The sequence below is a fragment of the Kribbella aluminosa genome (assembly GCF_017876295.1).
GTDB lineage: Bacteria > Actinomycetota > Actinomycetes > Propionibacteriales > Kribbellaceae > Kribbella > Kribbella aluminosa.
Genome location: NZ_JAGINT010000002.1, coordinates 3,768,187 through 3,794,825 on the forward strand (window position 1 = coordinate 3,768,187; position 26,639 = coordinate 3,794,825).

The 26,639-nt window shown below is 70.0% G+C and carries 22 protein-coding genes and 1 pseudogene; 11 read left to right on the forward strand and 12 right to left on the reverse strand.

What is annotated here, in order from left to right; all coding sequences use genetic code 11:
• Positions 1–5 precede the first annotated feature (5 nt).
• Positions 6–1,274 carry an MATE family efflux transporter gene (locus tag JOF29_RS39125; protein ID WP_307863911.1) on the forward strand — a complete coding sequence of 423 codons (1,269 nt, stop codon included), beginning with the start codon at positions 6–8 and terminating at the stop codon, positions 1,272–1,274.
• On the opposite strand, the gene JOF29_RS39130 is transcribed toward JOF29_RS39125, so the two are convergent.
• Together JOF29_RS39130 and JOF29_RS44175 are read right to left on the reverse strand one after the other, a co-directional pair.
• Positions 1,261–2,778, reverse strand: a complete 1,518-nt coding sequence (locus JOF29_RS39130) for a fibronectin type III domain-containing protein (RefSeq protein ID WP_209699350.1) — start codon at positions 2,776–2,778, stop codon at positions 1,261–1,263. The genes JOF29_RS39125 and JOF29_RS39130 overlap by 14 nt on opposite strands.
• A gap of 57 nt (positions 2,779–2,835) precedes the next feature.
• Positions 2,836–3,132, reverse strand: a complete 297-nt coding sequence (locus JOF29_RS44175; protein WP_245359857.1) for a hypothetical protein — start codon at positions 3,130–3,132, stop codon at positions 2,836–2,838.
• A gap of 539 nt (positions 3,133–3,671) precedes the next feature.
• On the opposite strand from JOF29_RS44175, the gene JOF29_RS44180 reads away from it, so the two are divergent.
• Positions 3,672–3,872: a hypothetical protein gene (locus JOF29_RS44180; RefSeq protein WP_245359859.1), complete on the forward strand. Its 201-nt coding sequence runs from the start codon at positions 3,672–3,674 to the stop codon at positions 3,870–3,872.
• A 107-nt stretch (positions 3,873–3,979) separates the two neighbouring features.
• On the opposite strand, the pseudogene JOF29_RS46240 reads toward JOF29_RS44180, so the two are convergent.
• From JOF29_RS46240 to JOF29_RS39140, 3 genes and pseudogenes are all read right to left on the reverse strand, one after another.
• Positions 3,980–4,366: pseudogene (locus JOF29_RS46240) on the reverse strand (fibronectin type III domain-containing protein); the annotation flags it as partial.
• 149 nt (positions 4,367–4,515) lie between these two features.
• Positions 4,516–5,205: a LamG domain-containing protein gene (locus JOF29_RS44185; protein ID WP_307863912.1), complete on the reverse strand. Its 690-nt coding sequence runs from the start codon at positions 5,203–5,205 to the stop codon at positions 4,516–4,518.
• Positions 5,129–6,790 carry a PQQ-binding-like beta-propeller repeat protein gene (locus JOF29_RS39140; RefSeq protein ID WP_245359861.1) on the reverse strand — a complete coding sequence of 554 codons (1,662 nt, stop codon included), beginning with the start codon at positions 6,788–6,790 and terminating at the stop codon, positions 5,129–5,131. The genes JOF29_RS44185 and JOF29_RS39140 overlap by 77 nt, the downstream gene beginning before the upstream one ends.
• 178 nt (positions 6,791–6,968) lie before the next feature.
• Here JOF29_RS39140 and JOF29_RS39145 point away from each other — a divergent pair, with 178 nt between their 5' ends.
• The gene (locus JOF29_RS39145) at positions 6,969–8,573 is read left to right on the forward strand and encodes a Wzz/FepE/Etk N-terminal domain-containing protein (RefSeq protein WP_209699351.1); all 1,605 of its coding nucleotides are present in this window, start codon (positions 6,969–6,971) and stop codon (positions 8,571–8,573) included.
• Entirely contained in the window at positions 8,573–9,859 is a 1,287-nt protein-coding gene (locus JOF29_RS39150; RefSeq protein WP_245359863.1) for an O-antigen ligase family protein, read from the forward strand. Before JOF29_RS39145 ends, JOF29_RS39150 begins: the two co-directional genes overlap by 1 nt.
• On the opposite strand, the gene JOF29_RS39155 is transcribed toward JOF29_RS39150, so the two are convergent.
• Both JOF29_RS39155 and uxaC read right to left on the reverse strand, forming a co-directional pair.
• A complete protein-coding gene (locus JOF29_RS39155) occupies positions 9,845–11,362 on the reverse strand; it encodes a right-handed parallel beta-helix repeat-containing protein (RefSeq protein ID WP_209699352.1) in 1,518 nt (505 codons plus the stop codon). The two genes, JOF29_RS39150 and JOF29_RS39155, sit on opposite strands and share 15 nt — an antisense overlap.
• A 29-nt stretch (positions 11,363–11,391) precedes the next feature.
• A complete protein-coding gene (gene uxaC / locus JOF29_RS39160; RefSeq protein ID WP_209699353.1) occupies positions 11,392–12,804 on the reverse strand; it encodes a glucuronate isomerase in 1,413 nt (470 codons plus the stop codon).
• A gap of 147 nt (positions 12,805–12,951) precedes the next feature.
• On the opposite strand from uxaC, the gene JOF29_RS39165 reads away from it, so the two are divergent.
• Both JOF29_RS39165 and JOF29_RS39170 read left to right on the forward strand, forming a co-directional pair.
• Positions 12,952–13,971 carry a LacI family DNA-binding transcriptional regulator gene (locus JOF29_RS39165; RefSeq protein ID WP_209699354.1) on the forward strand — a complete coding sequence of 340 codons (1,020 nt, stop codon included), beginning with the start codon at positions 12,952–12,954 and terminating at the stop codon, positions 13,969–13,971.
• Positions 13,972–14,105: 134 nt separating this feature from the next.
• Entirely contained in the window at positions 14,106–15,488 is a 1,383-nt protein-coding gene (locus JOF29_RS39170) for a mannitol dehydrogenase family protein (RefSeq protein ID WP_209699355.1), read from the forward strand.
• 1,247 nt (positions 15,489–16,735) lie between these two features.
• Here the strand turns inward: JOF29_RS39170 and JOF29_RS39175 are convergent.
• From JOF29_RS39175 to JOF29_RS39190, 4 genes are all read right to left on the reverse strand, one after another.
• Complete coding sequence (locus JOF29_RS39175; protein ID WP_209699356.1) at positions 16,736–16,909, reverse strand: hypothetical protein; 174 nt, start codon at positions 16,907–16,909, stop codon at positions 16,736–16,738.
• A 346-nt stretch (positions 16,910–17,255) separates the two neighbouring features.
• Positions 17,256–17,582: a DUF222 domain-containing protein gene (locus JOF29_RS39180; RefSeq protein ID WP_209699357.1), complete on the reverse strand. Its 327-nt coding sequence runs from the start codon at positions 17,580–17,582 to the stop codon at positions 17,256–17,258.
• A gap of 63 nt (positions 17,583–17,645) precedes the next feature.
• On the reverse strand, positions 17,646–19,325 hold the full coding sequence (locus tag JOF29_RS39185) for a right-handed parallel beta-helix repeat-containing protein (protein ID WP_245359865.1): 1,680 nt from the start codon (positions 19,323–19,325) through the stop codon (positions 17,646–17,648).
• A gap of 214 nt (positions 19,326–19,539) precedes the next feature.
• Positions 19,540–21,255 carry a right-handed parallel beta-helix repeat-containing protein gene (locus JOF29_RS39190; RefSeq protein ID WP_245359866.1) on the reverse strand — a complete coding sequence of 572 codons (1,716 nt, stop codon included), beginning with the start codon at positions 21,253–21,255 and terminating at the stop codon, positions 19,540–19,542.
• Positions 21,256–21,328: 73 nt separating this feature from the next.
• Between JOF29_RS39190 and JOF29_RS39195 the strand changes: the two genes are divergently transcribed.
• From JOF29_RS39195 to JOF29_RS39215, 5 genes are all read left to right on the forward strand, one after another.
• Complete coding sequence (locus JOF29_RS39195) at positions 21,329–22,540, forward strand: glycosyltransferase (RefSeq protein ID WP_245361096.1); 1,212 nt, start codon at positions 21,329–21,331, stop codon at positions 22,538–22,540.
• A gap of 73 nt (positions 22,541–22,613) precedes the next feature.
• The gene (locus JOF29_RS39200; protein WP_307863913.1) at positions 22,614–23,039 is read left to right on the forward strand and encodes an adenylyltransferase/cytidyltransferase family protein; all 426 of its coding nucleotides are present in this window, start codon (positions 22,614–22,616) and stop codon (positions 23,037–23,039) included.
• A complete protein-coding gene (locus JOF29_RS39205) occupies positions 23,036–23,761 on the forward strand; it encodes a CDP-alcohol phosphatidyltransferase family protein (protein WP_209699361.1) in 726 nt (241 codons plus the stop codon). The genes JOF29_RS39200 and JOF29_RS39205 overlap by 4 nt, the downstream gene beginning before the upstream one ends.
• The gene (locus JOF29_RS39210; RefSeq protein ID WP_209699362.1) at positions 23,758–24,174 is read left to right on the forward strand and encodes an FAD synthase family protein; all 417 of its coding nucleotides are present in this window, start codon (positions 23,758–23,760) and stop codon (positions 24,172–24,174) included. The genes JOF29_RS39205 and JOF29_RS39210 overlap by 4 nt, the downstream gene beginning before the upstream one ends.
• On the forward strand, positions 24,174–25,367 hold the full coding sequence (locus tag JOF29_RS39215) for a glycosyltransferase (RefSeq protein WP_209699363.1): 1,194 nt from the start codon (positions 24,174–24,176) through the stop codon (positions 25,365–25,367). Before JOF29_RS39210 ends, JOF29_RS39215 begins: the two co-directional genes overlap by 1 nt.
• Here the strand turns inward: JOF29_RS39215 and nadA are convergent, their stop codons facing one another.
• Entirely contained in the window at positions 25,368–26,549 is a 1,182-nt protein-coding gene (nadA, locus tag JOF29_RS39220; protein WP_209699364.1) for a quinolinate synthase NadA, read from the reverse strand.
• Positions 26,550–26,639 lie beyond the last annotated feature (90 nt).

Consider the following 26,639-nt stretch of genomic DNA (forward strand, 5'->3'; position numbering starts at 1 on the left):
GGGCGGTGACGTTCCGGCGGCCGAAGTTGCGTCGGCTGGCCGGTCCGGCCGGTCGCGCCACCTGGGGTTTGGCCGACCAGGGCCTGTCGAGCCTCAGCAACCTCGCCGTCGGGGTGGTCGTCGCGCGGTCGAGCACGGTCGCGGACTTCGGCGTCTACGCTCTCGCGTTCGGCGGCTACACGATCGCGCTGAACGTCTCCCGCGCAGTCTCCACCGAACCCCTGGCCGTCCGGTACTCCGGCGCCCGAACCCCCGACTGGCAGCGTGCTGTCCGGGCCGGCACGGCGACCGCCGTCTTCTGCGGTTTCCTCGCGATGCTCGTCGGCCTCGCGATCGCCGCGTTCCCAGGCGTTCCGTCGAGGGGCGTCCTGATCGCCTTCGCCCTCACCATGCCCGGACTCCTTCTCCAGGACGCCTGGCGCTGGGCCTTCTTCGTCGTCGGCGAAGGGCAGAAGGCGTTCCTCAACGACCTGATCTGGCTGCTGGCGATGCTCGCGATCTTCGGCGGTCTTTATCTGACCAGGACCACTTCTGCCTTCACGCTGACGTTCGCGTGGGGCCTCGGCGCGGTGATCGCCGCGATCGCCGGCCGCTTCCAGTCGGGCGTCGCACCCCGCCGGCAGCTGATCCGCGAATGGGTCCGGCGGAACTGGGACCTGAGCCCGAAGTACGTCGGGGAGATGCTCGCGGTCTCCGGCACCATCCAGGTCTACATGCTCGGTATCACCGCGGCCGCCGGCCTCGTCGCCACCGCGGGCATCCGCGGCGCCCAGGTCCTGCTCGGCCCGGTCAACGTGCTGAACCAGGGGATCCGGATGATCTCGGTCCCCGAGGCGGCGCGGGCGCTCAGGCACTCGTACCGCCGGCTGTGGCTGGTCGGCCTGGCGATCTCGGTCGGCGTCGGCGCCGGGGCGCTCGCCTGGGGCGCCGTCTTCCTGCTGCTGCCCGCCGTCGTCGGCCGGGAACTGCTCGGCCCCGGCGTCTGGACCCAGGCGCACACGGTCCTGATCCCGGTCATCCTGCTGCAGGCACTCGGCGCCTCGAACGCGGGCGCCTTCGCCATCCTTCGCGCCCTGACCGCCGCCACCCGCGGCCTGCGCGTCCGGCTGATCTCCTCGGTGATCCTGATCGTCTGCGGTGTCTCCGGCGCCTACCTGTGGGGCCCGAAGGGCGCGGCCTGGGGGCTGGCCGGCGCCTCGTTGACCACCTTGCTGCTGTGGTGGAACGAGGCCCACCGAGCCATCGCCGCCCATCGGCGGATCAGCGCACCGTGACGGTGGCGTAGCCGCCTCGTACGGCGCGACGCCCGTCGGAGACCTCGATGCGATAGGACTGGGTGGTTCTCGACGGAGCAGTGGTGTCCGTGAGCCGGACGGTCGGGCGGGACCAGAACGCTGAGCTGACCCTCGTGGAGGCGACGACGGTGCTGGTCGCCCCGCGGAGCAGACGATAGGTGAGGCGGACGTCGTCGTTGTCCAGCGACGCCCGAACCGTGGCCTGCACCTGACCTATCGCCGGACGGGACAGCGTCGGCACCGCGGGCGTGAGCGGCGCGGCGTCGGCGCCGAGATTGGTGAACCGGGTCAGGCCCTGCTGCCCGGCGCCGTTGACCTCGGTGAAGTCGCCGCCGACCCACAGATCGCCTCCGCCGCTGGCCGCCACGAGGGGACCGACCAGCGTCGGCGGCCCGCCGTTCGTGTTCGGGAACCACGGCCCCAGGGCGCCGGTCGCCGGATTCTGCAGGAGCAGGAAGTGCGTGCCGCTGCCGTCGGCGAACGTACGGGGACAGCTGTGCGCGTGCGACCCCTTGAACAGCCACCCGTCCACCATTGCCAGCGCCTCGGTCGCGCCCAGGCAGTTGCTCTTCCAGAGGAGTTTGCCGGTGGCAACGTCCGCGGCCCAGGTTCCGTCGAAGCAGCCCCGGCCGTCACCGGCGTCGGCGAAGAACACCCGGCTCCCGGACGTCTCGATGTCCTTCACCCGCGAGACGCACGTACTGGTCGGCAGCGGTACGGCGGACGCCGCGGGGAAGGGCAGCAGCGCGCCGGTCGAGGTGTTCACGCTGCCGACCGCCCAGCGACTCGTCCCGCGGAGCGTGCCGAACGTCCCGCCCAGGTAGACCCTCGAGTTGTCGGCGGCAACGCCGATCGCGTACACGTCGTCGTCCGCGTCCGGGTTCCACGGCAGCAGGGCACCGGTGACCGTGCTGAGCGCGGCCGCCCGGTTGCGGGTCACGCCGTTCACGAGCCCGAACGAGCCCCCGAAGTACAGGCTGGTCCGGCCGATCGCGAGCGCCTTCACCCGGTACGACACCCGCGGCGCGATGCTCGCGACGAGCCGGCCGGTCGCGGTGTCGAAGGCGGCGAGCCGGTTCCGGACCAGACCGTCGACCCGGGTGAAGTCGCCGCCGACGTACACCCTGGAACCGTCGGGCGACGCGACCACCGCCCAGACGAACCCGTTCAGGTCGTGGTTCATCGCGGTGTCGAGCGCGCCGGTGCGCCGGTCGAACGCGGCCAGATAGGTCCGGGTCACCTCGCGGGTGCCGGCCGGTGCGCCCGGTGGACGGACGGTCGTGAACCGGCCGCCGACGTACACCCTGCCCCTGGCAACGGCCAGGCCGAGCACGCTGGCATCGGTTTGCCAGGTGGAGGCGGCGACGGCCGTCAGCCCTGCTCCGGCGCTGTGCGCGGGCAGCGGTGGCAGCACCTCCAGTGCCCCCAGTACCCCCAGCCCGATGCCACCGATGCTCAGTGCAACGAAGTGTCTTGTCCCCATGATCGATCCCCCCAGTCACCAAGCTACGACTGAGAGTGCCGATCCGGAAGGGGTCGGTTACGGGATCTTCACCGTCGTGGTAGCGCCCTTCGTGATGTTCCGGCCGTCGTGCACCTCGATGTGGTACGCGTACGTCGAGCCGCGCTTCAGTCCGCGGTCGACGACCTGGTAGGTCTTGCGGGGCTGCCAGAAGTACGTCGTGTACTTGTTCGAGCCGACGTTCAGCGAACCGCGGAACACGTTGTACGTCAGCGACAGGTTGTCGGCGTCGTACGAGTCGGAGTAGCTGACGTAGACCCGGCCGGCCGTCGTCGCGGTCAGCGTCGGTGCCTTCGGTACGGCGGGGGGCCGCACCGCCCGGCGCGTTCGTGAACCGGGTCAGGCCGACCTGCAGCTGACCGTTCACGTGCAGGAAGTCGCCGCCGACCCACAGATCGGTGCCGGTGCCGGCCATCGCCAGCGGGCCGACCTTCGTGGTGCTCTTCGGGTTCGCGTCGGTGTTCGGGAACCACGGCCCGAGGTTGCCGTTGACCGTGCTCTCCACCAGCAGGTAGTGCGTGCCGGTACCGTCCGGGAATCCGTTCGGCGACGAGCTGCAGTTGTGCGCGTGCGAGCCCTTGTAGAGCCAGCTCCCGATCGCCTTGATCGCTTCGGTGGCGCCCAGGCAGTTGTTCTTCCACAGCAGTTTGCCGGTCGACACCTGCGCGGCCAGTACACCGTCGTAGCAGCCGTTGCCGTCGCCGCCGTTGGACACGTACACGTTGTCGCCGAGGGTGTCGATGTCCTTCACCCGCGTCGTGCAGGTCGCGGTCGGCTTCGGGATCGCGGCCGCCGCCGGGAACGTGAAGGCGGCGCCGGTGGTGTTGTTCAGCATCGCCAGCGAGTAGTGGTCCTTGCCGTTGATGGTGCTGAACGGGCCGCCCACGAAGACCCGGGTGCCGTTGTCGGACACGTCGATCGCGTACACGTCGGCGTTGGCGTTCGGGTTCCACGGCAGCAGGTCGCCCTGGATCAGCCGGACCGCGCCGAGGCGGTTGCGGACCGTCCCGTCGATCCTGCCGAACGCGCCGCCGATGAACACGCTGTTGCCGTAGATGGCCAGCGCCTTCACCCGGGCCGCGACCACCGGGTCCCAGGCCGCGACCAGCTTGCCGGTGGCGACCGAGAACATCGCGATCTTGCTGCGCCGGACGCCGTTCACGACCGTGAAGTCGCCGCCGATCACGACCCACTTCCCGTCCGCGCTGGTGGCGATCGCGTACACCGGGCCGTTGAGGGTCGGCGCGAACGCGGTCGGTGCACCGGTCTTGCGGTTGAACGCGGCGACGTACGAGCGCTTCGTCTCCGGCGCCGCGCCGGAGGCCTTCCCAGGCTGCCGGAGCCTGGTGAACAGACCGCCCGCGAACACGGTGTCACCCGCGATCGCCAGCGCGTTCACGCTGTTGTTCGTCTGCCACGACGTCTGCTTGATCGCAGACACCGCGGACGCGAAGCCCGGAGTCGCCGCTTGCACAGGCGGTCCCGAAGGGATCAGCGCCGCGGCCAGAACGGCCGCACCGGTGACAAGGGCCAGCACTAACTTCTTCATTTGTGTCCTAACACAGGCGGGGTCCTACAGCGCGTGCCTCATCACGCACCAGCGTCGGACACTAGCGCTGCAGGAGGCCCACTGGAAACCGGCCTCCTGCTCGCGTTATGACTTTGTGCCAGAGACGCCATTTCACATTGAAACGCAGCTCACCTGGCCGCGTAGTGAGACTGGACCTGGACCGGGGTCAGCGCGTACGGGTACACGGCCGCCTCGTCGATGCCCATCCCGGTCTGCGTCGCCCCGCCGCCCGGCCACGAGTTCGTCAGGTCGTAGCCGACCCGCCACCACCCGTAGTACAGCGAGGCCGGGCCCACCTGCGCACTTCCGCGCAGCATGCCGTCGACGTACAGCTTCATCGCGCCGTTGTCGTACGTGCCGACGACGTGGTGCCAGTTGCCGTCGTTCTTGCCGGACAGGCCGGTCAGGGTGCGCTGCGAGCCGTCGTTGACGCCGAACACGATCGACCCGTTGGTCCGCATGTACAGCATCCGGTCGTTGATCGCACTGCTCGCGGTCTTCGAGTTGCCGAACCCGATGATCCGGCCGCCGCGGTTGGTCCCGCTCTGCTTGACCCAGGCCTCGACCGTGAACTGCTGCGGCATGCTGGAGGCCTTCTCGCCGACCATCCGCCCGGTCGTGGTGCTGATCGTCATCGCGGTGTTGCCCGCGATCGCCCCGGCACCGCCGAGCGTGACACCGGTGAACGGCCCGTTGTTGCTCTGCCCGGAGGAGTCGACCGACGTCGCCGTACCGACCGGCTCACCGAGTCGCCAGTACGCCTGCGGCCCGTCCGCGTTGACGATCTGGTCGTACGCCGTGGACGCGGTCGTGGCCACCGTGATCGGGTCCGAGTAGTTGCCGCGGATCGTCGTACTGCCGTCGGTGACCTCGACGCGGTAGTTGGTCTGCTCGCCGGGCGTCACGCCGGTGTCGGTGTACTGCACCCACGGCCGGTCCCACGGCGTCGACCTGACCGTCCAGGTCGCGATGGTGGTGTTGCTGAAGCCGCGGAGCAGCCGGTACGTCAGCGTGCTGTCGTCGTTGTCGACGACTGTCGGAAAGCTGATCTGCACGGCGCCCGGACGGACGCTGTACGGCGTCAACTTGGCCGGCTTGGCCGGGGGCCGCGCCGGGCAGGGCGTTCGTGAAGTGCGTGAGGCCCTGCTGGGCGGCGCCGTTCACGTGCAGGAAGTCGCCGCCGACCCACAGGTCGTCGCCACCGGTCGCGAACGCCAGCGGGCCGACATTGGTCACGCTGTTCGGGTCGGCGTCGGTGTTCGGGTACCAGGGGCCCAGGGTGCCGTCGGACAGCTTCTCGGAGAGCAGGAACCGGTAGTCGAAGCCCTGCGGGAAACCGCCTGCGCCCTGGTTGGCGCAGTCGTGTGCGTGAGAGCCCTTGTACAGCCAGCCGTTCACGACCTTGACGGCCTCGGTCGCACCGAGGCACTGGTTCTTCCACTTCAGGGTGTTGGTCGCGATGTCGACCGCCCAGGTGCCGTCGAAGCACCCGCCGCCGTCACCGCCGTTGCCGAAGTACACCGTGTCGCCGCTCGCGTCGATGGTCTTCACGCGGGTCGTGCAGGACCCGGTCGGCAGCGGTACGGCGGAGGCGCCGGGGAACGGCAGTACGGCGCCGGTCACCGGGTCGAGGCTGGTCACCGTGTTCTGGTCGGTGCCGTTGACGGCGCTGAACTGCCCGCCGGCGTACACCTTGGACGCCCCACTGACACTGTCGGCCGCGTCCACGGCGTACACGTCGCCGTTGACCGACGGGGCCCAGGGCAACAGCGTCCCGGTGTCGGTGGTGACTGCGGCGAGCCGGTTGCGGGTCAGGTTGTTCACCAGGCCGAACGAGCCGCCGAAGTACACCGTCGTCCCGGAGACCGCGATCGTCTTCACCCGGTACGAGACCGAGGGTTTCCAGTTCGCGACGAGGGCGCCGGTGGCGGTGTCGAAGGCGGCGATCCGGTTCCGGGTCTGGCCGTTGACCGTGGTGAAGTCGCCGCCGACGAAGATCCGGGAGCCGTCCGCCGACGCGGCGACCGCGTAGACCTGACCGTTCAGCACCGGGTTGAACGAGCTGACCAGGGCGCCGGTGCCGGCGTCGAAGGCGGCCAGGTACGCCTGGGCGACCTCGCCGGTGCCGGCCGCGGCGCCCGGCGGCCGGACGCTGGTGAAGCGCCCGCCCGCATACGCCTTGCCGCCGGCGACCGCGAGAGCCTGCACGCTGGCGTTGGTCTGCCAGCTCGAGCTGTTGACCGCCGACAGCGACGCCTCCACGCTCTGCGCGGGTGGCGCGAGCAGTAGGGTCCCCGCGATCGCCAGCAAGGTCCCCGTGATGCCCAGTCGTATGCCCAGTCGTATGCCCAGTCGTATGCCCAGCCGTATGCCCAGCCGTGTGAACAGCCGTCGTTTCGTCATGTCCCCCCTAGGACAATCGGCGCCGCCTCACGACGCCGTACGCAAGCCTTCTCCGAAGCTCCCCCAGACAGAGAGTAGGGCACGAGAGCGAGATCGTCTGCTCAGGGCATCGGGGCCTGTGGATATCCTGGGGCGCTGGCGGGTGTCGGCACGGGTATCGAGTCGAATGAGGTACTGCATGGAACCGGGGACTGTGGTCTGGCGGGAGACCGCGCAGTCACTGCTGCGGCAGAAGTGGCTGATCATGGGCTGCGTCCTGCTCGGGCTGCTCGGTGCCTCGGTGTTCGCGCTTTCCCAGACCATCCGCTGGACCGCGTCCAGCCAGCTGGTGATCGGCCCGGCCGTGCCGCCGGCCCTGGTCGGGAAGCTGTCCGCCGGTGCGGACAAGACCGGGCCGCTCGGTATGGACCTGCCGGCCGAGACCCAGGCCCGCGTGATGGCCAGCCCGACGCTGCTCGCCGCGGTGGTGAAGGCGCTCGGCATGCCGAACAACGACCAGACCATCCAGGAGCTGGCCGCGGTGACCCGGGTGAAGGCGGTCACCGACAACGCGTACCTGATCACCACCGACGGCCCGACCGCGCAGAAGGCGGTCGACCGGGCGAACGCGATCTCCACGATCTACCTGAACCAGCGCAACAACGAAGCCAAGGCGCTGCTCACCAACCTGGCGGAGCAGGCGCAAGGACGCTCGAAGACAGCGACCCAGCAGTCGCGCGGACTGGCCAGCCAGATCGACGAGGCCGTCGGCCGGGGCGACAGCCAGACCGCGGCGGCGCTCCGGGACCAGCGGGTCACGCTGGCGACCGAGGCCCGGCAGGCCGCGGACGACGCGGCCGCGATGCTGAAGGCGCTGTCGACGGTCGGCGCCGGCAGCCAGCTCGTGACGCCGGCCACGACCGACACGGCCAGCTCGTCGCCGATCGTTGCCCGCGACATCCTCGTCGGCGGCATCCTCGGCCTGGTGCTCGGCTTCGGTCTCGCGCTGCTCCGCTCGCACCTGACGCCGTACATCCTGACCCGTGACCAGGCGGCGCGGGCCGCGAGTGCTCCGGTGATGGCGGCCTCCGAGGGGCATCGCCGCCGGATCTGGCAGCGGTCGGCCCCGGAGCTTCCGCAGTACGAGATCACCGCGCTCGGCGCCGAGGCGAGCGGTGCGCTGGCGCGGCGCGAGCTGAACCCGCGCGCGATGGCCGGCGGCAGCCCCGGCGCGCTGCTGGTCGTGTCCGCGTCCCCGACCCCGAACTCCGCGGGTATCGCGCTGGCCATGGCCGAGGCGAACGCCCGCGACGGCCGCGAGACCCTGCTGGTCCTCGCCGACCTCGAAGGTACGCCGGTGCTCCCGCACCTCACCGGTCACGAAGGACTCACCGACCTGGTCAACGAGCCGGCCGCCACCCGGGCGATCCGCGCCCGCAAGCTGTTCCGGCCCGGCACCGTCGCGGACCTGTACGTGCTGCCGCCCGGTCTGAACCACGAGGAGACCGCAGAGGCGGTCGGCCCGTCGCTGGTGCCTGGCATCGTCGCGGACCTGCCGCCCGGGTACTCCGTGGTCGTCCACGGCCCGGCCTCCGTCGGGCGGCACGGGATCTCGCCGCTCGCCGCCGCGGTCGACGCCTCGGTGCTGGTGGTCCAGGTCGGTCTCGACAAGGAGATGGACGTCGCGCGGCTGACCGGCGCGCTGCAGTTCGCCGGCGCTCCGGTGCTTGGCGTCGTACTGATCGGCACGGCGACCCAGGACGAGACGCTGGGCATCCCGCTGAACTACAAGCCGCTGGACTGATGGCTGCGTTGATGTCGTCGGGGACTCTGGCGCCACCCGTCGAGGGCACGGTCGAGAACGCGAACGAGCGACCGGCCTGGTTCTGGCTGATGCTGTGGTGCTTGTTCGTACTCGGCGTCCAGCCGTGGTCGGCCGCGGTCGCGACCCCGCAGGGTACGACGGGATCCACGAACAGCACGGCCAAGGGCCTGCTGCTCGGTGCGGTCTTCCTGGTCGCGCTCGCGGCGACGAAGCCCGGGTTCCGGACCCGGGTGAACCCGGCCAGCTGGATCTACGTCATGTACGTGCTGTTCGCGTGCGCGACGGCGTTCCTGCTGGCCGAGCCGATGGGGCCGCTGACCCGGCTGGCCCGGTTCCTGCTCGGGCTGGTGTTCGTCTTCCTGCTGTGGCGTCCGCTGGTGCAAGTACCGGAGCGGCTGGTCCGCGCGCACCTGTGGGCCCACCTGTTGCTCGGGGCAACCGTCGTACTGAGTCTGGCGTACTCGCCGTCGGAGGCCTGGCGGCCGCTGACCTCGCTCGGCACCGGGTCCCGGCTGCAGGGCGTGATCATCCCGATGCTGCCGCCGCGGGTCGGCGAGGTCGGTGCGATCCTGCTCGGGCTGGCGCTGATCGGGCTGGTCTGCCGGAAGCTGTCCGTGCTGCCCGGGTTCGCGTTGATCGGCCTCGGCGGCGTGCTGATCGCGGCCAGCCGGACCCGTACCTCGGCCGCGGCCGTCGCGTTCGGGCTGGTGATCGCGCTGATCGTCACGCGGAGGACGTGGCTCGCCCGGATCGCCTGCCTCGTCGTACCAGGGCTGCTCGGTCTCGCGTTCCTGACCATCGGGTCGCTGCACGACTGGCTCCTGCGCGGCCAGAGCACCCGGCAGATCAGCTCGCTGAGCGGCCGGACGACCAGCTGGAGCGCGGTCATCGACGAGAAGGTGTCGACCCAGACCGCGATCATCGGCCACGGCCTCGGCAACAAGCGGGTGCTGCTCACCCGCGGCGAGGGCAATGTCGGCGTGATGGCGATCGACAACAGCTGGCTCAGCCTGTACTGGGAGACCGGGCTGCTCGCCGTCGCGATCGTCGCGCTCGCGCTGATCCTCGCGTGGGTGTCGGTGCTGCGCGCGCCGACGCCGTACGTCAGGGCCTGCGGTGCGCTGCTGCTCGGGTACGTGACCGCCGCCTCGCTGAACGAGAGCGGCCTGTCCGACCTGTCCTCGATGACGGTGCACCTGCTGGTGGCGGCCGCGATCTGCGACGCCGACCGGCTCAGGCAGCGGCGACGTTCAGCTGCTCACTGAGTCCTGGTCGAAGCCGGACTGCTGCCACTCGGACCAGGTCAGCGACTTGCCGTGGTACGCGAAGCGATCGGCGCCCTGGTAGCTGTTCCGGCGGAAGGTGATCGCCCCGGGCTGCGTCGGCGAATTCTTGTTCTCCACCACGCCGAGCGTCGACGACGGGTTCGTCATCACGATCAGGTTGCCCTCGATCAGCACGTTCCGCAGTACGTACGTACCGCGCGGCCCGTCGCCCCGGGTCCGGGACTGGATCGACAGCGCGTTCCGGTTGTCCTTGACGAGATTGCCGCGGACCTGTACGTCGGACGACGTGTTGACGTTGATGCCGCCGCCGTCCCAGAGCGTGCCGCCGGAGCCGCGGCCCGTGCCGAACCCGTTGTGCTCGACGACGTTCTGGTCGATCACACCGGTGTAGCTGATCTCGTACCGGATGCCGTCGGCCGCGTTGTCGCGGATCCGGTTCCCGGTGATCCGGCGGTCGTACTCCGCGATGTCGCTCCACATCCCGACGCCCCGGTTCGCGACGATGTCGTTGCCGCTCACCTCGCCGGAGGACCGGGTGGACTTGATCCCGCCGGACTCCCAGTCCGCGATCCAGAACCCGTCGGTGTTGTTGCGGGCGACGAGGTTCGCGCTGATCCGGACGTCCGCGGACCGGTACTGCCCGATGCCGAGCTGCCCGTTGTCGGCGACGGTGTTCCGGGTGACCTCGGCGTGGTCGCCCTCGATCACCATGATCCCGACGGCGTGGTTCCAGCGGACCTCGTTCGACAGCACCTTCCAGCCGGTGCCGGCCTGCAGTGCGCCGGCCTGAGGGCGGCTCGCGAAGTGCTCGATCGTCAGCCCGGTGACGGTCACGTCCTCGGCCGTGTTCGCGATGGCGGTCTGGGTGCGCGACATCTCGGTGAGGTGCCCGTCCGGGTCGTCACCGACGTACAGGGTGTTGGTGTTGTAGTCGCCGTAGAACGTGCCGGGCTTCACCTGGGGCAGGCTCATCACCCGGGCCAGGTGCTTGCCGTCGACGTACAGCTGCTCGCCTCGTTGGCAGGGGTTCGTCGTGTTGTCCTCGCACTGGCCCTTGAGCGGGTACGTCGGGGGCAGGACGCCTGTTAAGGCCCAGCTTGTCCCGGTCCGCTTCCAGCCGGTGAGGCGGACGGCACCGCTCAGTACTGCGCCTGGTTCGCCGCCCAGGGTGTCGCCCTTGCGTGGCTGGATCGCCCGGGTGAGTCGGTGCAGGCCTTTCGCGAAGCAGAACGTCGTGGCTTCGGGGGCGGCGTCGATGATCGGCTGCGGGTCGGTGCCGACCGGGAGCGCCGTTCCGCTGCAGGGCTTCGCCGTACCCGGGCCTGTCGGTCCGAGTACGGCGGCGGCCGCGGCCGGGGGAGCGGTGGGGACGGTTACCGTCACGGTCCGGCCGTTGGTGGGCTCGGGTCCTGCGTCTTTGCTTGAGCAGCCAGCCAGCAACAGCACCGCGGCACCAGCTGCCGCGACGGCCCCACGCCTCATGGCAATCCCTTCAACAAGATTGCGTGAGACTACCTGTTGGAGAGGTACGTGTCCTTCGCGAGGTCGTACGCGAGCGCCTTCGCGACCTGCAGCGCGTCGTCCTCGTCCAGCCGGTGCTGTACGACGAGGTTCGCCAGGTATCCGGCGTCGATCCGGCGGGCCAGGTCGTGCCGCGCGGGAATCGACAGGTACGCACGGGTGTCGTCGACGAAGCCGGACATGTTGTAGAACCCGGCCGTCTCGGTCACCAGCTCACGGAACCGCCGCATGCCGTCCGGACTGTCCAGGAACCACCACGGCGCCCCGAGGCGGACGGCCGGGTAGACGCCGGCGAGTGGCGCGAGCTCCCGGCTGTACACGGTCTCGTCGACGGTGAACAGCACCAGCCGGAACCCGTCCGCGTGCCCGAACCGCTCCAGCAGCGGCCGCAGCGACCGGGTGAACTCGGTCGCCACCGGGATGTCGTGCCCCTGGTCCGGGCCGTACGTCGCGAAGATCGCCGGGTCGTGGTCCCGCAGTACGCCGGGGTGCAGCTGCATGACCAGCCCGTCCTCGGCCGACATCGTCGCGAACTGGTACAGCATGTGGCCGGCGAACGCCGCCGCGTCCTCGGGCTTGACCTCGTTGTGCAGCGCGGCCGCGTAGATCCGCGCGGCCTGGTCGTCGCCGAGCGGTACGGCGGCGGCGGTCAGGTGACCGTGATCCGTGGCGCGGGCACCCGCCTCGATGAACTTTCGGCGCCGCTGCCGGAGCGCCTGCAGGAACCCGTCGTACGTCGTGGTGTCGACGTCGGCCAGCTCGCCCAGCTGCGCGACCAGCTGCGGCCAGCCGTCCCGGTCGACGTGCGCGACCGCGTCCGGGCGGAACGTCGGGACCACCCGGCCGGGCAGGTCCGCGGCGAGCTTCGCGTGCTGGGCGAGGTCGTCGGTGGCCGCGTCGGTGGTCGAGATCAGCTCGATGTTGAACCGGTCGAGCAGCGCCCGCGGCCGAAACTCCGGCTCCGCGAGCCGCACCATGATCTGGTCGTACAGCTCGTCGGCGGTCTCCGCGGACGGGTGCACGGTCAGGCCGAGGACCTCGGCGAACTCGTGCTCCAGCCAGTACCGGCTCGGCGTACCGAGGAACAGGTGCCAGTTGGCGCAGAACTCGCGCCAGATCTCCCGCGGTTCGGCGCTCTGCTTGCCGTCCCGGCGCGGCAGGCCGAGCTTGCCGGGGGAGACGCCCTGGGAGACCAGCATCCGGGTCACGTAGTGGTCCGGGACGACCAGCAGCTCGGCCGGGTCGCCGAACGGGGCGTCGGTGGCGAACAGCCCGATGTCGACGTGGCCGTGCAGACAGAGCAGTGGCAGGTCCTTCGTCGAGTCGTGGATCCGGCGCGCGACGTCACGCGCCGGGCCGGCCGGCAGGGCACGGTCCGGATGGGGCTGCAGGGCCTTCGGCATCTGTCCTCCGAGCTGCGTTGAACTTCTGGGCAGTTCTGCAACGGGCACTGCAAAGGATTGCAGCCGATGCTTGTCAGCACAAGGACGAGTTCTTGACACAGACTGCAACCGATTGCAGACTCGTGCTCGACTGTTGAGGAGATAAGCGTGGCGGCGACGATTCGGGATGTGGCACGGCTGGCCGGTGTGTCGGCGTCCACGGTGTCCCGTGCGCTCTCGCTGCCGGAGATGGTCAACGCCGCCACCAGGGCCCGCGTGGCCGCGGCCGTCGAGCAGCTCGGGTACGAGCCGAACCGAGCCGCCCGCGGCCTGATCACCGGCCGCACCGGGACCATCGGCCTGGTGGTGCCGGATCTGGCCAACCCGTTCTTCGCCGGCGTCGCCAAGGGCGTGCAGGCGCGTGCCCGCCGCCACGACGTCGCGGTGTTCGTCGCCGACACCGACGAGGACCCGGCCGCCGAGTCGGGCCTGGTCCGGGCGCTCGCCAAGCAGGTCGACGGCGTCGTCCTGTGCTCACCCCGCGGCACGGACGACGAGCTGGCCGCGATCGCTCAGGACACCACGGTCGTCCTGGTCAACCGCGCCGCAGCGGGGCTGCCCGGGATCAACTACGACAACGAGGACGGGATGCGGCAGGCCGTCGCGCACCTCGTTGCCCTCGGCCACCGCCGGATCGCCTGGGTCGGCGGGCCGGCCTCGTCGTGGTCGACCCAGCACCGCGGCGTCGGCCTCCGGAACGCGGTCCAGGCGCTGCACGTCGAGCTCGCACCGGTCGGCAACTTCGCGCCGACGTACGAGGGCGGTATGGCCGCCGCCGACCAGGTCGTCGCGACCGGCGCGACCGCGGTGATCGCCTACAACGACCTGGTCGCGATCGGCCTGCTGGCCCGGCTGCACAGCCGCGGCATCTCGGTGCCCGGGGACCTGAGCGTGGTCGGCGTCGACGACATCGCGATGTCCCGGATGGCCCGGCCGGCGCTGACCACGGTCCGGATGCCGAAGCAGGAGGCCGGCCGGTTGGCCGTCGAGCTCCTGCTCTCCCTCCTCGACGACCCGGATGCTGCGGCGGCCGGGACGGTTCCGGCGGCCGCGACGTACGAGGACCTGCACGGGGAACTGATCGTCCGGGATTCCACCGGACCAGCACTCGGAAGGCCCGGCGCCTGAGCTGGCCGGCAAGATCAAGGCCCGGCAGAACGGCGAACCGCGTCGGCATCGACCTGGTGCGACCGAACTCGCGGCCCGGGTGAAGGAAGAACCCTCCGGACAGCCGTGCTTCCCAACAAGAAAGGTATGGACGCTTGACCAGGCTGAGTCTCACCAATCTGCCCGTCGCCCCCGCGGTCGACCCGAACGCGTTGTCGGTCGGCATCGTGCACCTCGGGATCGGCGCGTTCCACCGCGCCCACCAGGCCGTCGTCACCGAACGCGCGGCGGTCGCAACCGGCGAGACCCGCTGGGGGATCACCGGGGTGAGCCAACGTTCGGCCACGGTCCGCGACCAGCTCGCGCCCCAGGACGGCCTGTACTCCGTACTCGAACGCGGCCTCGGTGACCCGTCGATCCAGGTGATCGGCAGCGTCCGCGACGTACTGACCGCGCCCGAGGACCCTGAAGCCGTGGTCGCACGGATCGCGGACCCGGCGGTTTCGGTGGTGACGCTGACCGTGACCGAGAAGGGGTACCGGGCCGCGAGCGACGGGCTGAACCTGGACGACCCGGAGATCCAGGCCGACCTGGCCGGCCGCCCGCCGCGGACCGTCATCGGTCAGCTGGCTGCGGCGCTCGCCCGCCGGGACGAATCGTTGACAATCCTCTCCTGCGACAATCTGGTCGCCAACGGCCCGTTCCTGCGGAAGCTGATGGTGGACTACTTCGATGCCCTCGGCAAGGTTCCGCCGGCGTTCGAGGCGACCCGGTTCCCGGCCGGCATGGTCGACCGGATCGTCCCGGCCACCACCGCCGCGGACCGCGACGAGGCCGCCCGGATGCTCGGTGTCCGCGACGAGGCAGTGGTGGTCGCGGAGCCGTTCCTGCAGTGGGTGATCGAGAACGACTTCGCCGGCCCCCGCCCCGCGTGGGAACGCGGCGGCGCGGTCCTCACCGCCGACGTCGCCCCTTGGGAGCAGGCGAAACTCCGGATGCTCAACGCGACCCACTCGATGCTCGCCTACCTCGGCGCCCTCCGCGGCTACGAGACGATCGCCGAGGCGGTCCGCGACGAGGAACTCGGCGGCCTCGCCCGGCAGCTGATGACCGACGACGTGATCCCGACCCTCACCCCACCCGACGGCCTCGACCTCCCGGCGTACGGCGCGACGGTCCTGGAACGCTTCGAGAACCCGGCCCTCAAACACCGCACCCGCCAGGTCGCAATGGACGGCTCCGTCAAACTCCCGGTCCGGATGCTCGGCACCGTCCGCGACCGCCTCACCGCCGGCGCCGAACCGCACACCATCTCGCTCGCAGTCGCCGCCTGGATGGTCTACGTCCTCCGCACCCCCGACCTCGACGACCCCCAGGCCCCCCGCCTGCAATCCGCCGTCTCCGGCATCACCGACCCCACCAAACTGGTCGACGCCCTCCTGTCGATCGACACCATCTTCACCCCCGACCTCCGCGACTCCACCGTCTTCCGCGACCTCCTGACCACCCACACAACCGCCCTCCTCCACCACCTGTAACGTCCAACCACCCTCACCCACCCGCAGCCCCGGCCCCCCGAGCCCCGGCGTCCCCCGTGCACGGCCCCCGGCGTCCCCCGTGCACGACGCACGGGTGCCCCGTCGTACACGGCGCCCTTCGTGCACGGTGCCTTCGTACACGGCGCCCGGATACCCCCTCGTACACGGCGCCCGGCGTCCCTGGTGCATGGCGCGCAGGTGCCCTTCGTACACGGCGCCCGGCGTCCCTGGTGCATGGCGCGCGGGTGCCCTTCGTGCATGGCGCGCGGGTGCCCTTCGTGCACGGCGTCCGGGTGCCTCTCGTGCACGGCGTCCGGCGTCTCTCGTGCACGGCGCGCGGGTGCCTCTCGTACACGGCGCCCGCGCCCCTCGTGCACGGCGCCGGGGCGCCCCTCGTGCACGGCTGGCGCTGCTCGGAGCGCCACCTCCGACCTGACACGTCGACCGCATCCGCGAAGCGCCGCGCTGCCGATCGCCACGCCGACGTACCCCTGAACATCAGCCAGGGCGTGATCCCAACCCCGCGCCCACTGCGCTCTCGGACTCCGGTCCCGGTCCCGGTCCCGGTGCGGGGCTCGCCGGCCCGGCGCCCCCTGCGCCACGTCAAGCAGCGTCGAGCCTGTCATCATTTGAGTGGTTCACCCCTGAAATGGTCCGTTTGCCGCCCGCATGCGGCTTGCTAACGGACCACTCCAGGGGTGAACCACTCGAACGGGCTCGGCTCAACCGTGAAGGCCTCAAACGTAGGCCTTGAGCTCGGTCGCGACGGTGTCACCCAGTACGGCGAAGCGAGCCGCCGCTGCGAGGGCAACGTCATCGTCTCGCAGTCGTCTCGCGCAGGTGCTCCCGCCGACATGCGCGCGCCTGCGAGTGGTACTTGGTGCGTGCCCGATCAAGCATCGGGTGGTGCAGCAGCGGGCCCACTGGCAGCGGGCCCCGGAGCAGCGGCAAGTCGCGCAGCAGAGGTGCTTCGGTGTCGTGTCGTGTCGTGCAGGCGCGCGTGACCCTCGTTTGCCGCCGCGAGATGCTGGCGTCTCTCGCGTGTGCTGGGCGAGCTTGGGTGCCTCGGATCTTGAGGTACCAGCAGCCCTGGACTGGCAGCGCTTTGCCTGGCAGCGCTTTGCCTGGTCGCGAAGGCATCCGGGCCTGCGGTGCTGGTTTCGGTGCAGGGTGGTGGGTGGTGCAGGACGGTGCTGGGCGGGACGTGTTTTCTGCGTGCGGGGATGGCGTTTGCTTGGTCGCGGCGGTCAGGTGGTGGCGAAGGAGGGTGGGCCGGGGCGGGTTTCGGTGTGGTGTGGTGCTGGGGTGGTGTCGCCCCAGACGGCGAAGCGGACTGCTGCCTGAAGGGTCGCGTCGTCGGCCTGCCAGCGGCTGGTTCGTACGCCGGTCGTGCTGGCCGCGGGCAGACCTGTCCCATCCACGGGTCGTCGTCATCTGTGGACGGTCCGTCGGCGCGAGCACCTGACTGGGCGGGGCGTCCGGAAGTATCACCCGGTGGGGCGTGCGGGGGTACCCGTCCGGCAGGGTGGGCGTGCGGGGGTACCGGCGGGGCGGGGCGGGGCGGGGCGGGGCGTGGCGTGCGGGGGTATCTCCTGGCGGGCGGGGTGTGCGGGGTACCTCCCGGCGGGGCGGGGTGTGTGGGGGTACCTCCCGGCGGGGTGGGGAGTACCACCAGGGTCCGGTCCCGGCGTACCGGATCTGTTTGGTTGGGGTGTTCGCGGTGCGGCGTTTGGTGGCTGGTTGGGCGTGTCGGCGCGTGTGGGGGCGTCACCCGGTGGTCGGCGTGGGGTGTTTGGTGGGTGGCTGGGGGTGCTGGCGGGCGTTGTCGACTTTGGCGTACCTCGGGAGTGCGCGGGCGAGGCGGACGTCGCGGGATGCTTCGGCGCGGTCGTGGCGGTGGCGGAGGGCGAGGAGTTCGACGGTGTCGCGGGCGCCGGGCTCCTGGGCGTGGCCGGTGTCTTCGATGCGGGCGATGACCTGGAGGCGGAGTGCTTGCCGGCGGTTGATGTCGGCGTCGAGTTCGTCGAGGGCGGGCAGGGGCTCGTGGTTGGTCAACGCCACCTGCCGCCCGTTCAGAACATCGAGAACATCCATGCCCCCAACGGTAGCGACCCCCTCCGACAGTTTCCAAAGCCGAAGGCCCTTGTTTTCAAGGGGTCAGCCGTCTGTCGGCAGGATGGTGAGGATGCCGGTGGCGTTCAGGACCGCTCTGCCGAGGGTGAAGATGCTGGAGGTGTCCTGGCCGGTGGCCTGCCACTGTTTGGCGGTGTACCACTGGCCGGTCTTCTGGAAGCGATCCGCGGTCAGACTGTCGAGGATGTAGACGTTGTCGTTGAGGGTGACTGCGCCGGCGGGGATCGCCGCACCGGAGTTCTGGACCATCCCGGTCGCGGTGGTGCCGCCGCGCATCGTCACCTGGTTGCCGGAGACAACGATGCCGCGGAGCAGGTTCTGGCCCCACGGGCCGGAGCCGCGGGTCCGGGACTGGATCGAGATCCCGTTCACGTTGTTCGCCACGATGTTGTCGCGGACCTGGACGTTCGACGACGTGTTGACGTTGATCCCGCCGCCGTCCCACAGCGACGTACCGGAGCCGCGCCCGGTGCCGAACCCGTTGCCGCTGACCGTGTTGTTCTCGATCACGCCGTTGCGGCCGATCTCGTAGCGGATGCCGTCCGCCGCATTGTCGACAATCTGATTGTTGCTGAACGTCCGGCTGTCGTCGTACGCGTCACTCCACAGCCCGATGCCCAGATTGTCTGCAATCAGATTGCCGGCCACCGAGCCGCCGGAGGACCAGGTGGTCTTGATCCCGCCGGACTCCCAGTCGGCGATCCAGAAGCCGTCGGTGTTGTTGCCGCTGACCTCGTTCGCGGCGATCGTGCCCTTCAGCGTGCTGTACTGCCCGACGCCGAGCTGGCCGTTGTCGTGGATCCGGTTCTGCTCGAGGACGGCGCTGTCCGCGTTCACCAGCATCGCGCCGACGGCGTGGTTCCAGCGGATGTCGTTCGCGTACACGTGCCACCCGAGCCCGAGGACCACGGCGCCGGACTGCGGGGGAGTGGCGAAGTGCTCGATCGTCAGCCCGCGGACGACCACGTTGTTCCCGCCGGGCTCGATCGCGGTCGGCGTACTCGCCATCTCGATTGCGTGGCCGAACGGGGTGTCGCCGAGGTAGACGGCGTTCGCCGTGTAGTCCGCGTAGAAGGTGCCGGGGGCAACCTTGTCGCGGGACGTCACCCGGGTCAGGTGTGTGCCGTCGCGGAACACCTGCTCGCGGAAGTAGCAGATGTTCGCCTTGTCGTCCTCGCACTGCCCGGTCTGTGCGTACGTCGGCGGAAGTACCCCGGTGGTCACCCATGCAACGCCGGCGCCGGTGCCGGCGGTGGTGCCAGGTGCGGTGTACGACGGGGTCCAGTGGTTGAGGCGGACCGAACCGGTGAGAACGGCTCCGCGGTCGCTGGCGAGCACCTGGTCGGCCTTCGGGTGGATCGTGTCGCGGATCCGGTGCAGGCCGGCGGTGAAGCAGAACGTCGTACCAGCCGGTGCCTCGTCGACGATCGCGGCGGCGTCGTCAGCGGTGCTGATCGGTACGCCGCTGCACGCGGGCGCGAGCGCCGGCCCGGTCCGGAACGTCCCGTCGGCCGGCGGCGTGGCGGCGGTCTGCTCGTCTCCTGTCAACAATCCGACAGCCTGTTGACCGTCGGGCAGCAAACCGGCGGTCTGCTGGTTTCCGGGTGCCGGGGCGGTCGTGATCGGTGCGCTGCTCGCGGGTAGTGGGCCGACGGCAACCAGACTGGTGCCGGCGACAACGACTGCCAGAAATGCGGTCTTCATAGCGGAGCCTCCGGTGGCACAGGTAGCCCTGAGCGCACCCCCCATGGCGCGGCTTCGCTACGCAGGTTACCCCTACGTCACGTAGTCATGGCAATACGTAGCGCACAAACATGTTGCGAAAGGCAAGCGAAAGGCAAGCGAAACCCCGTACGAACGCCTGGGCATCGCGGGTGTCGGTGAGGCAAGCGAAAGGCAAGCGGCCGCCGAAACGGCGTCAGTTGGCGAGGAAACTGCCGACCTTGTCCAGCCCGGCCTGCCGCCAGCCGGCCGGCGTCAGCTTGGTGCCGAAGCGGGCGAACCGCTGGGTGCCGAGGCTGTCCAGGACGTACTTGTTGCCGCTGAACACGACCTCGCCAGTGGGTACTTCGGCGCCGGAGTTCTGGACCATGCCGGTCGCTTGCGTCCCGCTGGTCATCTCGATCGTGTTGCCGCTGACCTGGACGTTGCGCAGTACATAGGTGCCCCACGGGCCGCTGCCACGCGTCCGCGACTGGATCGTCACGCCGTTGACGTTGCCCGCGACCCGGTTCCCCTTGATCGTGACGCCGGTCGACGTGTTCACGTTGATCCCGCCGCCGTCCCACAGCGACGTACCGGAGCCGCGGCCGGTGCCGAAGCCGTTGCCGGTGATCGTGTTGCCCTCGATCGTGCCGTTCCGGCTGATCTCGTAGCGGATGCCGTCCGCCGCATTGTTGACAATCTGATTGTCGCTGATCACCCGGCCGTTGTCGGCGACGTCGGCCCACATCCCGATGCCCCTGTTCGACTTGATCACGTTACCGCTCACGGTCCCCGACGAGCGGGTCGACTTGATCCCGCCGGACTCCCAGTCGGCGATCCAGAAGCCGTCGGTGTTGTTCGAGCTGACCACGTTCCGGGTGACGTTCGCCGCGGCGGAGCTGTACTGCCCGAGGCCGAGCTGCCCGTTGTGGTGGATCAGGTTCTTGTCGACAATCGTATTGTCTGCGTCCACCAGCATGACGCCGACCGCGTGGTTCCAGGAGACGTCGTTCGCCGTCACCTTCCAGCCGGGTCCGGAGACGAGGGCCCCGGCCTGCGGCGCGCTGGCGAAGTGCTCGACGGTGAGCCCGCGGACCACGACGCCCCGCGCGTTCGACTCGATCGCGGTCGCGGTCTTCGACATCTCGACGTCGTGCCCGGACGGGCTGCTGCCGAGGTAGACCGCGTTCGCCGCGTAGTCGGCGTAGAACGCGCCGGCCCGCACCGCCGACACGCTCGCGACCCGGGTCAGGTGCGTACCGTCGAGGAACAGCTGCTCCCGCAGGTAACAGATGTTCGCCTGGTTGTCCTCGCACTCACCGCTCTTGCCGTACGCCGCCGGCAGCGCGCCGCGGACGACCCACGCGGACCCCGAGCGCACCCACCCGGTGAGCGGCACGGACCCGGTCAGCACGGCGCGCTGCGCACTCGCGAGGACCTGGTTCGCCTTCGGCCGGATCGTGCTGCTGATCCGGTGCACCCCCGCCGCGAAGCAGAACGTCGTACCGGCGGGCTTCGAGCTCACGATCGACTGCGCGTCCTGCCCGGGCTTGATCACCACCCCGACGCACGGACCGGCGACGGCGGGGCCGGCCTTGTCCGAGCTGACCACCGGCGGCTTCGGGACCGTCGGCTCGGCAGGCTTCGTCGGCCTGGTCGCCGTCGCCGTCGGCGTAAGGCCCGTGCCCGGCTTCGTCGTCGGGTGCGACCCGGGCGTCGGCGAAGAGGTCGGCTTCGGCTTGGCGGTCGGCCGGGTTGTGGGCGTCGCACCCGGACGATGCGAAGGCAGCACCCGGGACGCGGCCTGCTCGGACTCCTGGAACCTCGCCGTCGCCGTCCGAGCCTTGTGCTCGTTCGCGATCACCGGCACGGCGACCGCGACCACGGCCACTGCCGCAGCAAGCAGCGCTGTGAGCCACAACTTCCTCAATGCACTCTCCTGGGAGTGGGCGAGACCAGGCTGTAGTTACCGCGGGACTTAAGGTAGTGCCATGCGGGTCGCAATGCTGCACAACCGTTACCGGACCGGTCAACCCAGCGGTGAGAACACCGTTGTCGCGCAAACGGTTGATTTGTTGCGGGACTCCGGCCACGAGATCGACCTCTACGCCCGGAACAGCGACGACATCGCGACCATGAGCCGAAAAGATCGCGCGCTGTTACCGTTCCGTTCCGTTTGGTCATTTTCGGCGGAACGCGATTTAACACACCTATTGCAAGCGCAACGGCCCGATGTGGTGCACGTTCACAACACATTTCCGCTGTTCAGCCCGTCCGTACTGCGCGCGGCTCGCCGGCTGAACCTCCCCGTCGTCGCGACCCTCCACAACTTCCGCCTGCTGTGCGCGAACGCGGTCCTGCAGCGCGACGGGCGGCCCTGCGACTCCTGCATCGGCAAGTTGCCGCTCGCCGCGATCAAGCACAGCTGCTACCGCGAGTCGCGCGTCCAGACGCTCCCGCTGGCGACCAGCATCGGCGTGCACAACACGCTGCACACCTGGCAGCGGTACGTCGACACCTTCGTCGTACCGTCCGGGTTCGTCCGCGATCGGTACGTCGCCGCCGGGTTCGACGCGGAGCGGTTCGTGGTGAAGCCGCACGCCGTACCGCATCCCGCCGGGGTGCGTACCGGAGCGGGCGACGCGATGGTGTTCCTCGGGCGGTTGAGCGAGGACAAGGGGTTCGCGGATCTCCTGCAGGCGTGGGATTCCGGGCTCGGCCGTCTGGTGGTCGTGGGCGACGGGCCGCTGCGCGCCGCGGCCGAGGAACGGGCCCGCGAGGACCTGTCGGTTCAGGTGCTTGGTCAACTACCGTGGGCAGCCGGCATGGATGTGCTGCGATCCGCGCGCGCCGCCGTCGTACCGGCCCGTTCGTATGAGACGTTCGGACTCGTGGTCGTGGAGGCTTTCGCACAAGGAGTACCGGTGGTCGCGTCCCGGCTCGGGGCGCTCGCGGAGCTCGTCGACGACGGACGGACCGGCGCGCTGACCGAGCCCGGCGATCCGGAAGCACTGCGGAAGGCGATCGGGATGGTGGCTGATCCCGTGACTTCGATAGCCTGCGGCGAACGAGCCCGCGAGGACTACCTGAAGCGCTTCACACCGGAGCGTGACCTGGTGGCCACGGAAAGGATCTACACCGATGCGATCGCCCGGCACACCGCCCGTGGCAGGTCGGGTGCGGAACGTTGGGCAGGTCGTGCCCGACAGGTATAAGGTCACGGCACGGGGCGGCGCCGGGCAAGAGGGAATGCGGGATTTCGTGTTGGGGGAAGGCAGTGTGGCCACCGTGCCGCGGACCGGATGCGTCGCCGGGGTTTTCGACCTGTTCCACGTCGGACATGTCGACGTGCTCGAGCGGGCGCGGCAGTTCTGTGACCGGCTGGTGGTCGCGGTGCTGTCCGACGAGTGGGCGCTGGACGCCTGGGGCGCGCGGCCGTTCGTGCCGCAGCTCGAGCGGGCGCAGATCGTCGAGCACCTGCGGTGCGTCGACGAGGTCGTCGCCGTGGACGCCGTACTGGCCGACCGGCTGACCGGCGTACTGAGGGTACAGACCGTGTTCGCCGCGAGTGCCGCGGACGGCGTGCTGGGTGTCGCGGAGCTGGCCGGGCTGCCGGCCGGGCTGATCACCGTGCTGCCCGCCGGCCGGCGGTCCCGCAGCCCGATCCTGCGCGCCGCGATCGACCAGCGGCAGTCGCGCAGCTCGGTCGCATGAGCGGTTTACGCGACACCGTCGCGCGGCTTTCCCAGGCACAGAAGCCGTCCGCCGGTACGCCGGCGTACTCGCGGTTCGTGAACCGCCGGATCGGCCGGGTGTTCGCGGCCGCGGCGTTCCTCGGACGCCGTACGCCGAACCAGGTCAGCCTGGCGTCCGGGTTCTGCTCGCTGATCGGGATCGTGCTGGTGGCAACAGTCCGCCCGTCCCTCGGTACGGCGGTGCTGGTGACCGCGCTGCTCGTCCTCGGGTACGGCCTGGACTCCGCGGACGGGCAGCTGGCCCGGCTGCGCGGCGGCGGCTCGCCGCTGGGGGAGTGGCTCGACCACATGATCGACGCGGTGAAGATCGTGCTGCTGCACAGCGCCGTACTGATCTCGTTCTACCGTTTCGATGCCTTCAGCAATCACCTGGTGCTGCTGATCCCGCTCGCGTACGTGTGCATGTCGTCGGTGCTGTTCTTCGGCCTGATCCTGATCGACCAGCTCCGCCGCCGGTACGGTGCGGCCGCGAACCCCAACCAGCGTGGCGATTCCGTGGTCAAGTCGTTGCTCATCGCACCGACCGACTACGGCGTCCTCTGCCTGGTCTTCCTCGCCTTCGGTACGCCGTCCGTGTTCGTCGTGCTGTACGGCGCCCTCCTGCTGCTGAACGTACTCTTCCTGGCCGCCGCGCTCGGCAAGTGGTACCGCGAGATGGCCGTCCTGGGGGTGCGTGCATGACGATCGTCGGCTACGCGCCCGGGGTGTACGACATGTTCCACATCGGCCACCTGAACATCCTGCGCCGCGCCCGCGGGCACTGTGACCACCTGATCGCCGGCGTCGTCGAGGACGAGGTGGTGACCCGGATCAAGGGCCGCCCGCCGGTGGTTCCGCACGCCGAACGGATGGACGTGATCCGGGCGCTGGACCTGGTCGACGAGGTGGTCAGCGACTGGTCCAGCGACAAGTTCGAGATGTGGGGGCAGCTGCGGTACGACATCCTCTTCAAAGGGGACGACTGGAAGGGAACCGAAAAGGGGACCAGACTGGAAAGGCTGCTGGGTGAGGTCGGCGCACAGGTGCACTACTTCCCGTACACCGCCTCCACCTCGAGCACCGATCTGCGCAGGCTCCTGGAGGGGATGAGCTGATGCCTGGCCGGACGCGCCCCAAGGTACTGCTGAGCGCGTACGCCTGCCGGCCGTCGGGCGGGTCCGAGCCGGGCGCCGGATGGGCGTGGGCGAAGGCGGCGGCGCGCGACCACGACGTCTGGCTGCTGACCCGGCGCAAGTTCGTGCACGAGATCCACGAGGAGCTCGCGGCGCGGCCGGTGCCGGGGCTGACCGTCGTACCGCTGGAGATGCCTCGGTGGATTCTCCGGCTCCGGCGACGGCCCGCGGACGTGTACTGGTACTACCCGTTGTGGCAGGGGCTGGCGCGGCGTACGGCGCGGGAGCTGCATGCGTTGCACTCGTTCGACGTGATCCACCACCTGACGTTCGCGGTGGACTGGATGGGCGCAGGTGTGGTCGAGGAGTCGTCGGCCAAGGTGATCTGGGGTCCCGTCGGCGGGTCGACGACCGCGCCGCTGTCGATGGCGCACTGGCTCGGTGCTCGGGGCGTGGTGGGCGAGCTGGTACGGCGGGCGTACACCGGCGTACGGCGGCGTCTGACCGGACGGCGGATGGCGCAGACCGCGGACCTGATGGTTGCCCAGAACAACGACGTCGCGGAGGCGTTCGCGCCGTACGCTCAGCAGCTCGTCGTCCAGCCGAACGTCGCGATCCAGCGGTTCACCGCGTCCGGGCCGTACGAGCCATTCAGTCGTAGCGTGAAGACGGCCCTGTTCGTGGGGCGGTTGATCCCGTGGAAGGGCGTGCTGCTGGCGATCAGTGCGCTGGCGCGTCCGGAGGCGTCCGGCTGGGAGCTGCGGATCATCGGCGACGGTCCCGACTGGGGACGCGCCGAGAGCCTCGCCTGGCAGTTGGGTGTCCGCGACCGTGTCGAGTTCATGGGCGCGCTGCCGCGCGAGGAGGTGCTGGCCGCGATGTTCCGCGCGGACGCGCTGCTCGCACCCGCGTTCCGGGAAGCCGCCGGCTGGGCGGTCACCGAAGCCCTGGCGTCCGGCTGCCCAGTCGTCTGCGTGGACCGCGGCGGCCCGGCCGTCATCGTCGGACCCGAGGAAGGCGTCACGGTCCCGTGGCGCGGCGACGTCGTCGGCGAACTCGCCCGCGGCCTGTCCACCCTCACCGGCCGCATCACCCCCGTCGACCGCTGGGGCCCCGACCGCCTCCCGGAACTCCTCTCCGACTGGTACACCACCGCCCGCGTCGCCGCGGACTAGTCAGTCGCGGGCGGTCTTGCCGGGGAGGGCGAGCATCTGGTTGAGGGCGACCTTGGCGTAGTGCTCGGTGTCGGAATCGACCTTGATCGGGTTGACCACGTGGCCGGCGACGAGGTTCTCCAGCGCCCAGACGAAGTGCGGGAGGTCGATGCGGTTCATCGTGGCGCAGTAGCAGACCGCCTTGTCCAGGAACACGATGTTCTTGTCGGTGTGCTGCTTCGCGAGCCGCTGCACCAGGTTGAGCTCGGTGCCGACGGCCCACGACGTACCGGGCTCGGCCGTCTCGAGAGCCTTGATGATGTACTCCGTCGACCCGACCTGGTCGGCCTTCGTGACGACCTCGTGACGGCACTCGGGGTGGACGATCACGTTCACCCCGGGCACCCGCGAGCGGACGTCGTCGACCGACTCGGGGGTGAAGCGGCCGTGCACCGAGCAGTGCCCGCGCCACAGGATCATCTTCGCCGCCGCCACCTGCTCGCGAGTCAGCCCGCCGCCCGGCTTGTGCGGGTCGTACACCACGCAGTCGTCGAGCGACATGCCCAGCTGCAGTACGGCGGTGTTCCGGCCGAGGTGCTGGTCCGGGAGGAACAGCACCTTCTCGCCCTGCTCGAACGCCCAGTTCAGCGCGGTCTCCGCGTTGCTCGACGTACACACGACACCACCGTGGCGGCCGCAGAACGCCTTGATGTCGGCACTCGAGTTCATGTACGTGACCGGCACCGTCACGTCCGCGACGCCCGCGTCGGCGAGCGCGTCCCAGGCTGCCTCGACCTGCTGGATCCGGGCCATGTCGGCCATCGAGCAGCCGGCCGCGAGGTCCGGCAGGATCACGGTCTGCGCGTCGTTGGTGAGGATGTCGGCGGACTCGGCCATGAAGTGCACACCGCAGAACACGATGTACGGCGCGTCCGGCCGGGCGGCGGCGTCGCGGGCCAGCTTGAACGAGTCACCGGTGACGTCCGCGAACTGGATCACCTCGTCGCGCTGGTAGTGGTGCCCGAGCACGAACACCTGGTCACCGAGCGCCGCCTTCGCCTTCAGCGCCCGCTCCACCAGGTCCGGGTCGGACGCCGGCGGAAGCGCGCCCGGGCACTCGACACCGCGCTCGGAATGCGGGTCGGTGTTCTGCCCGAGGAACAGCAACGGAAGGGACTTCGAGCCGTCTGCGATCGTCGTCACGTCAGATATCGTGCCACGCCTGCCGCCGGACACCGCGTGGCACACGTCACTGCCCAGAGTGTGAAATCAGTACGCTGCAGCTGTGAAGAC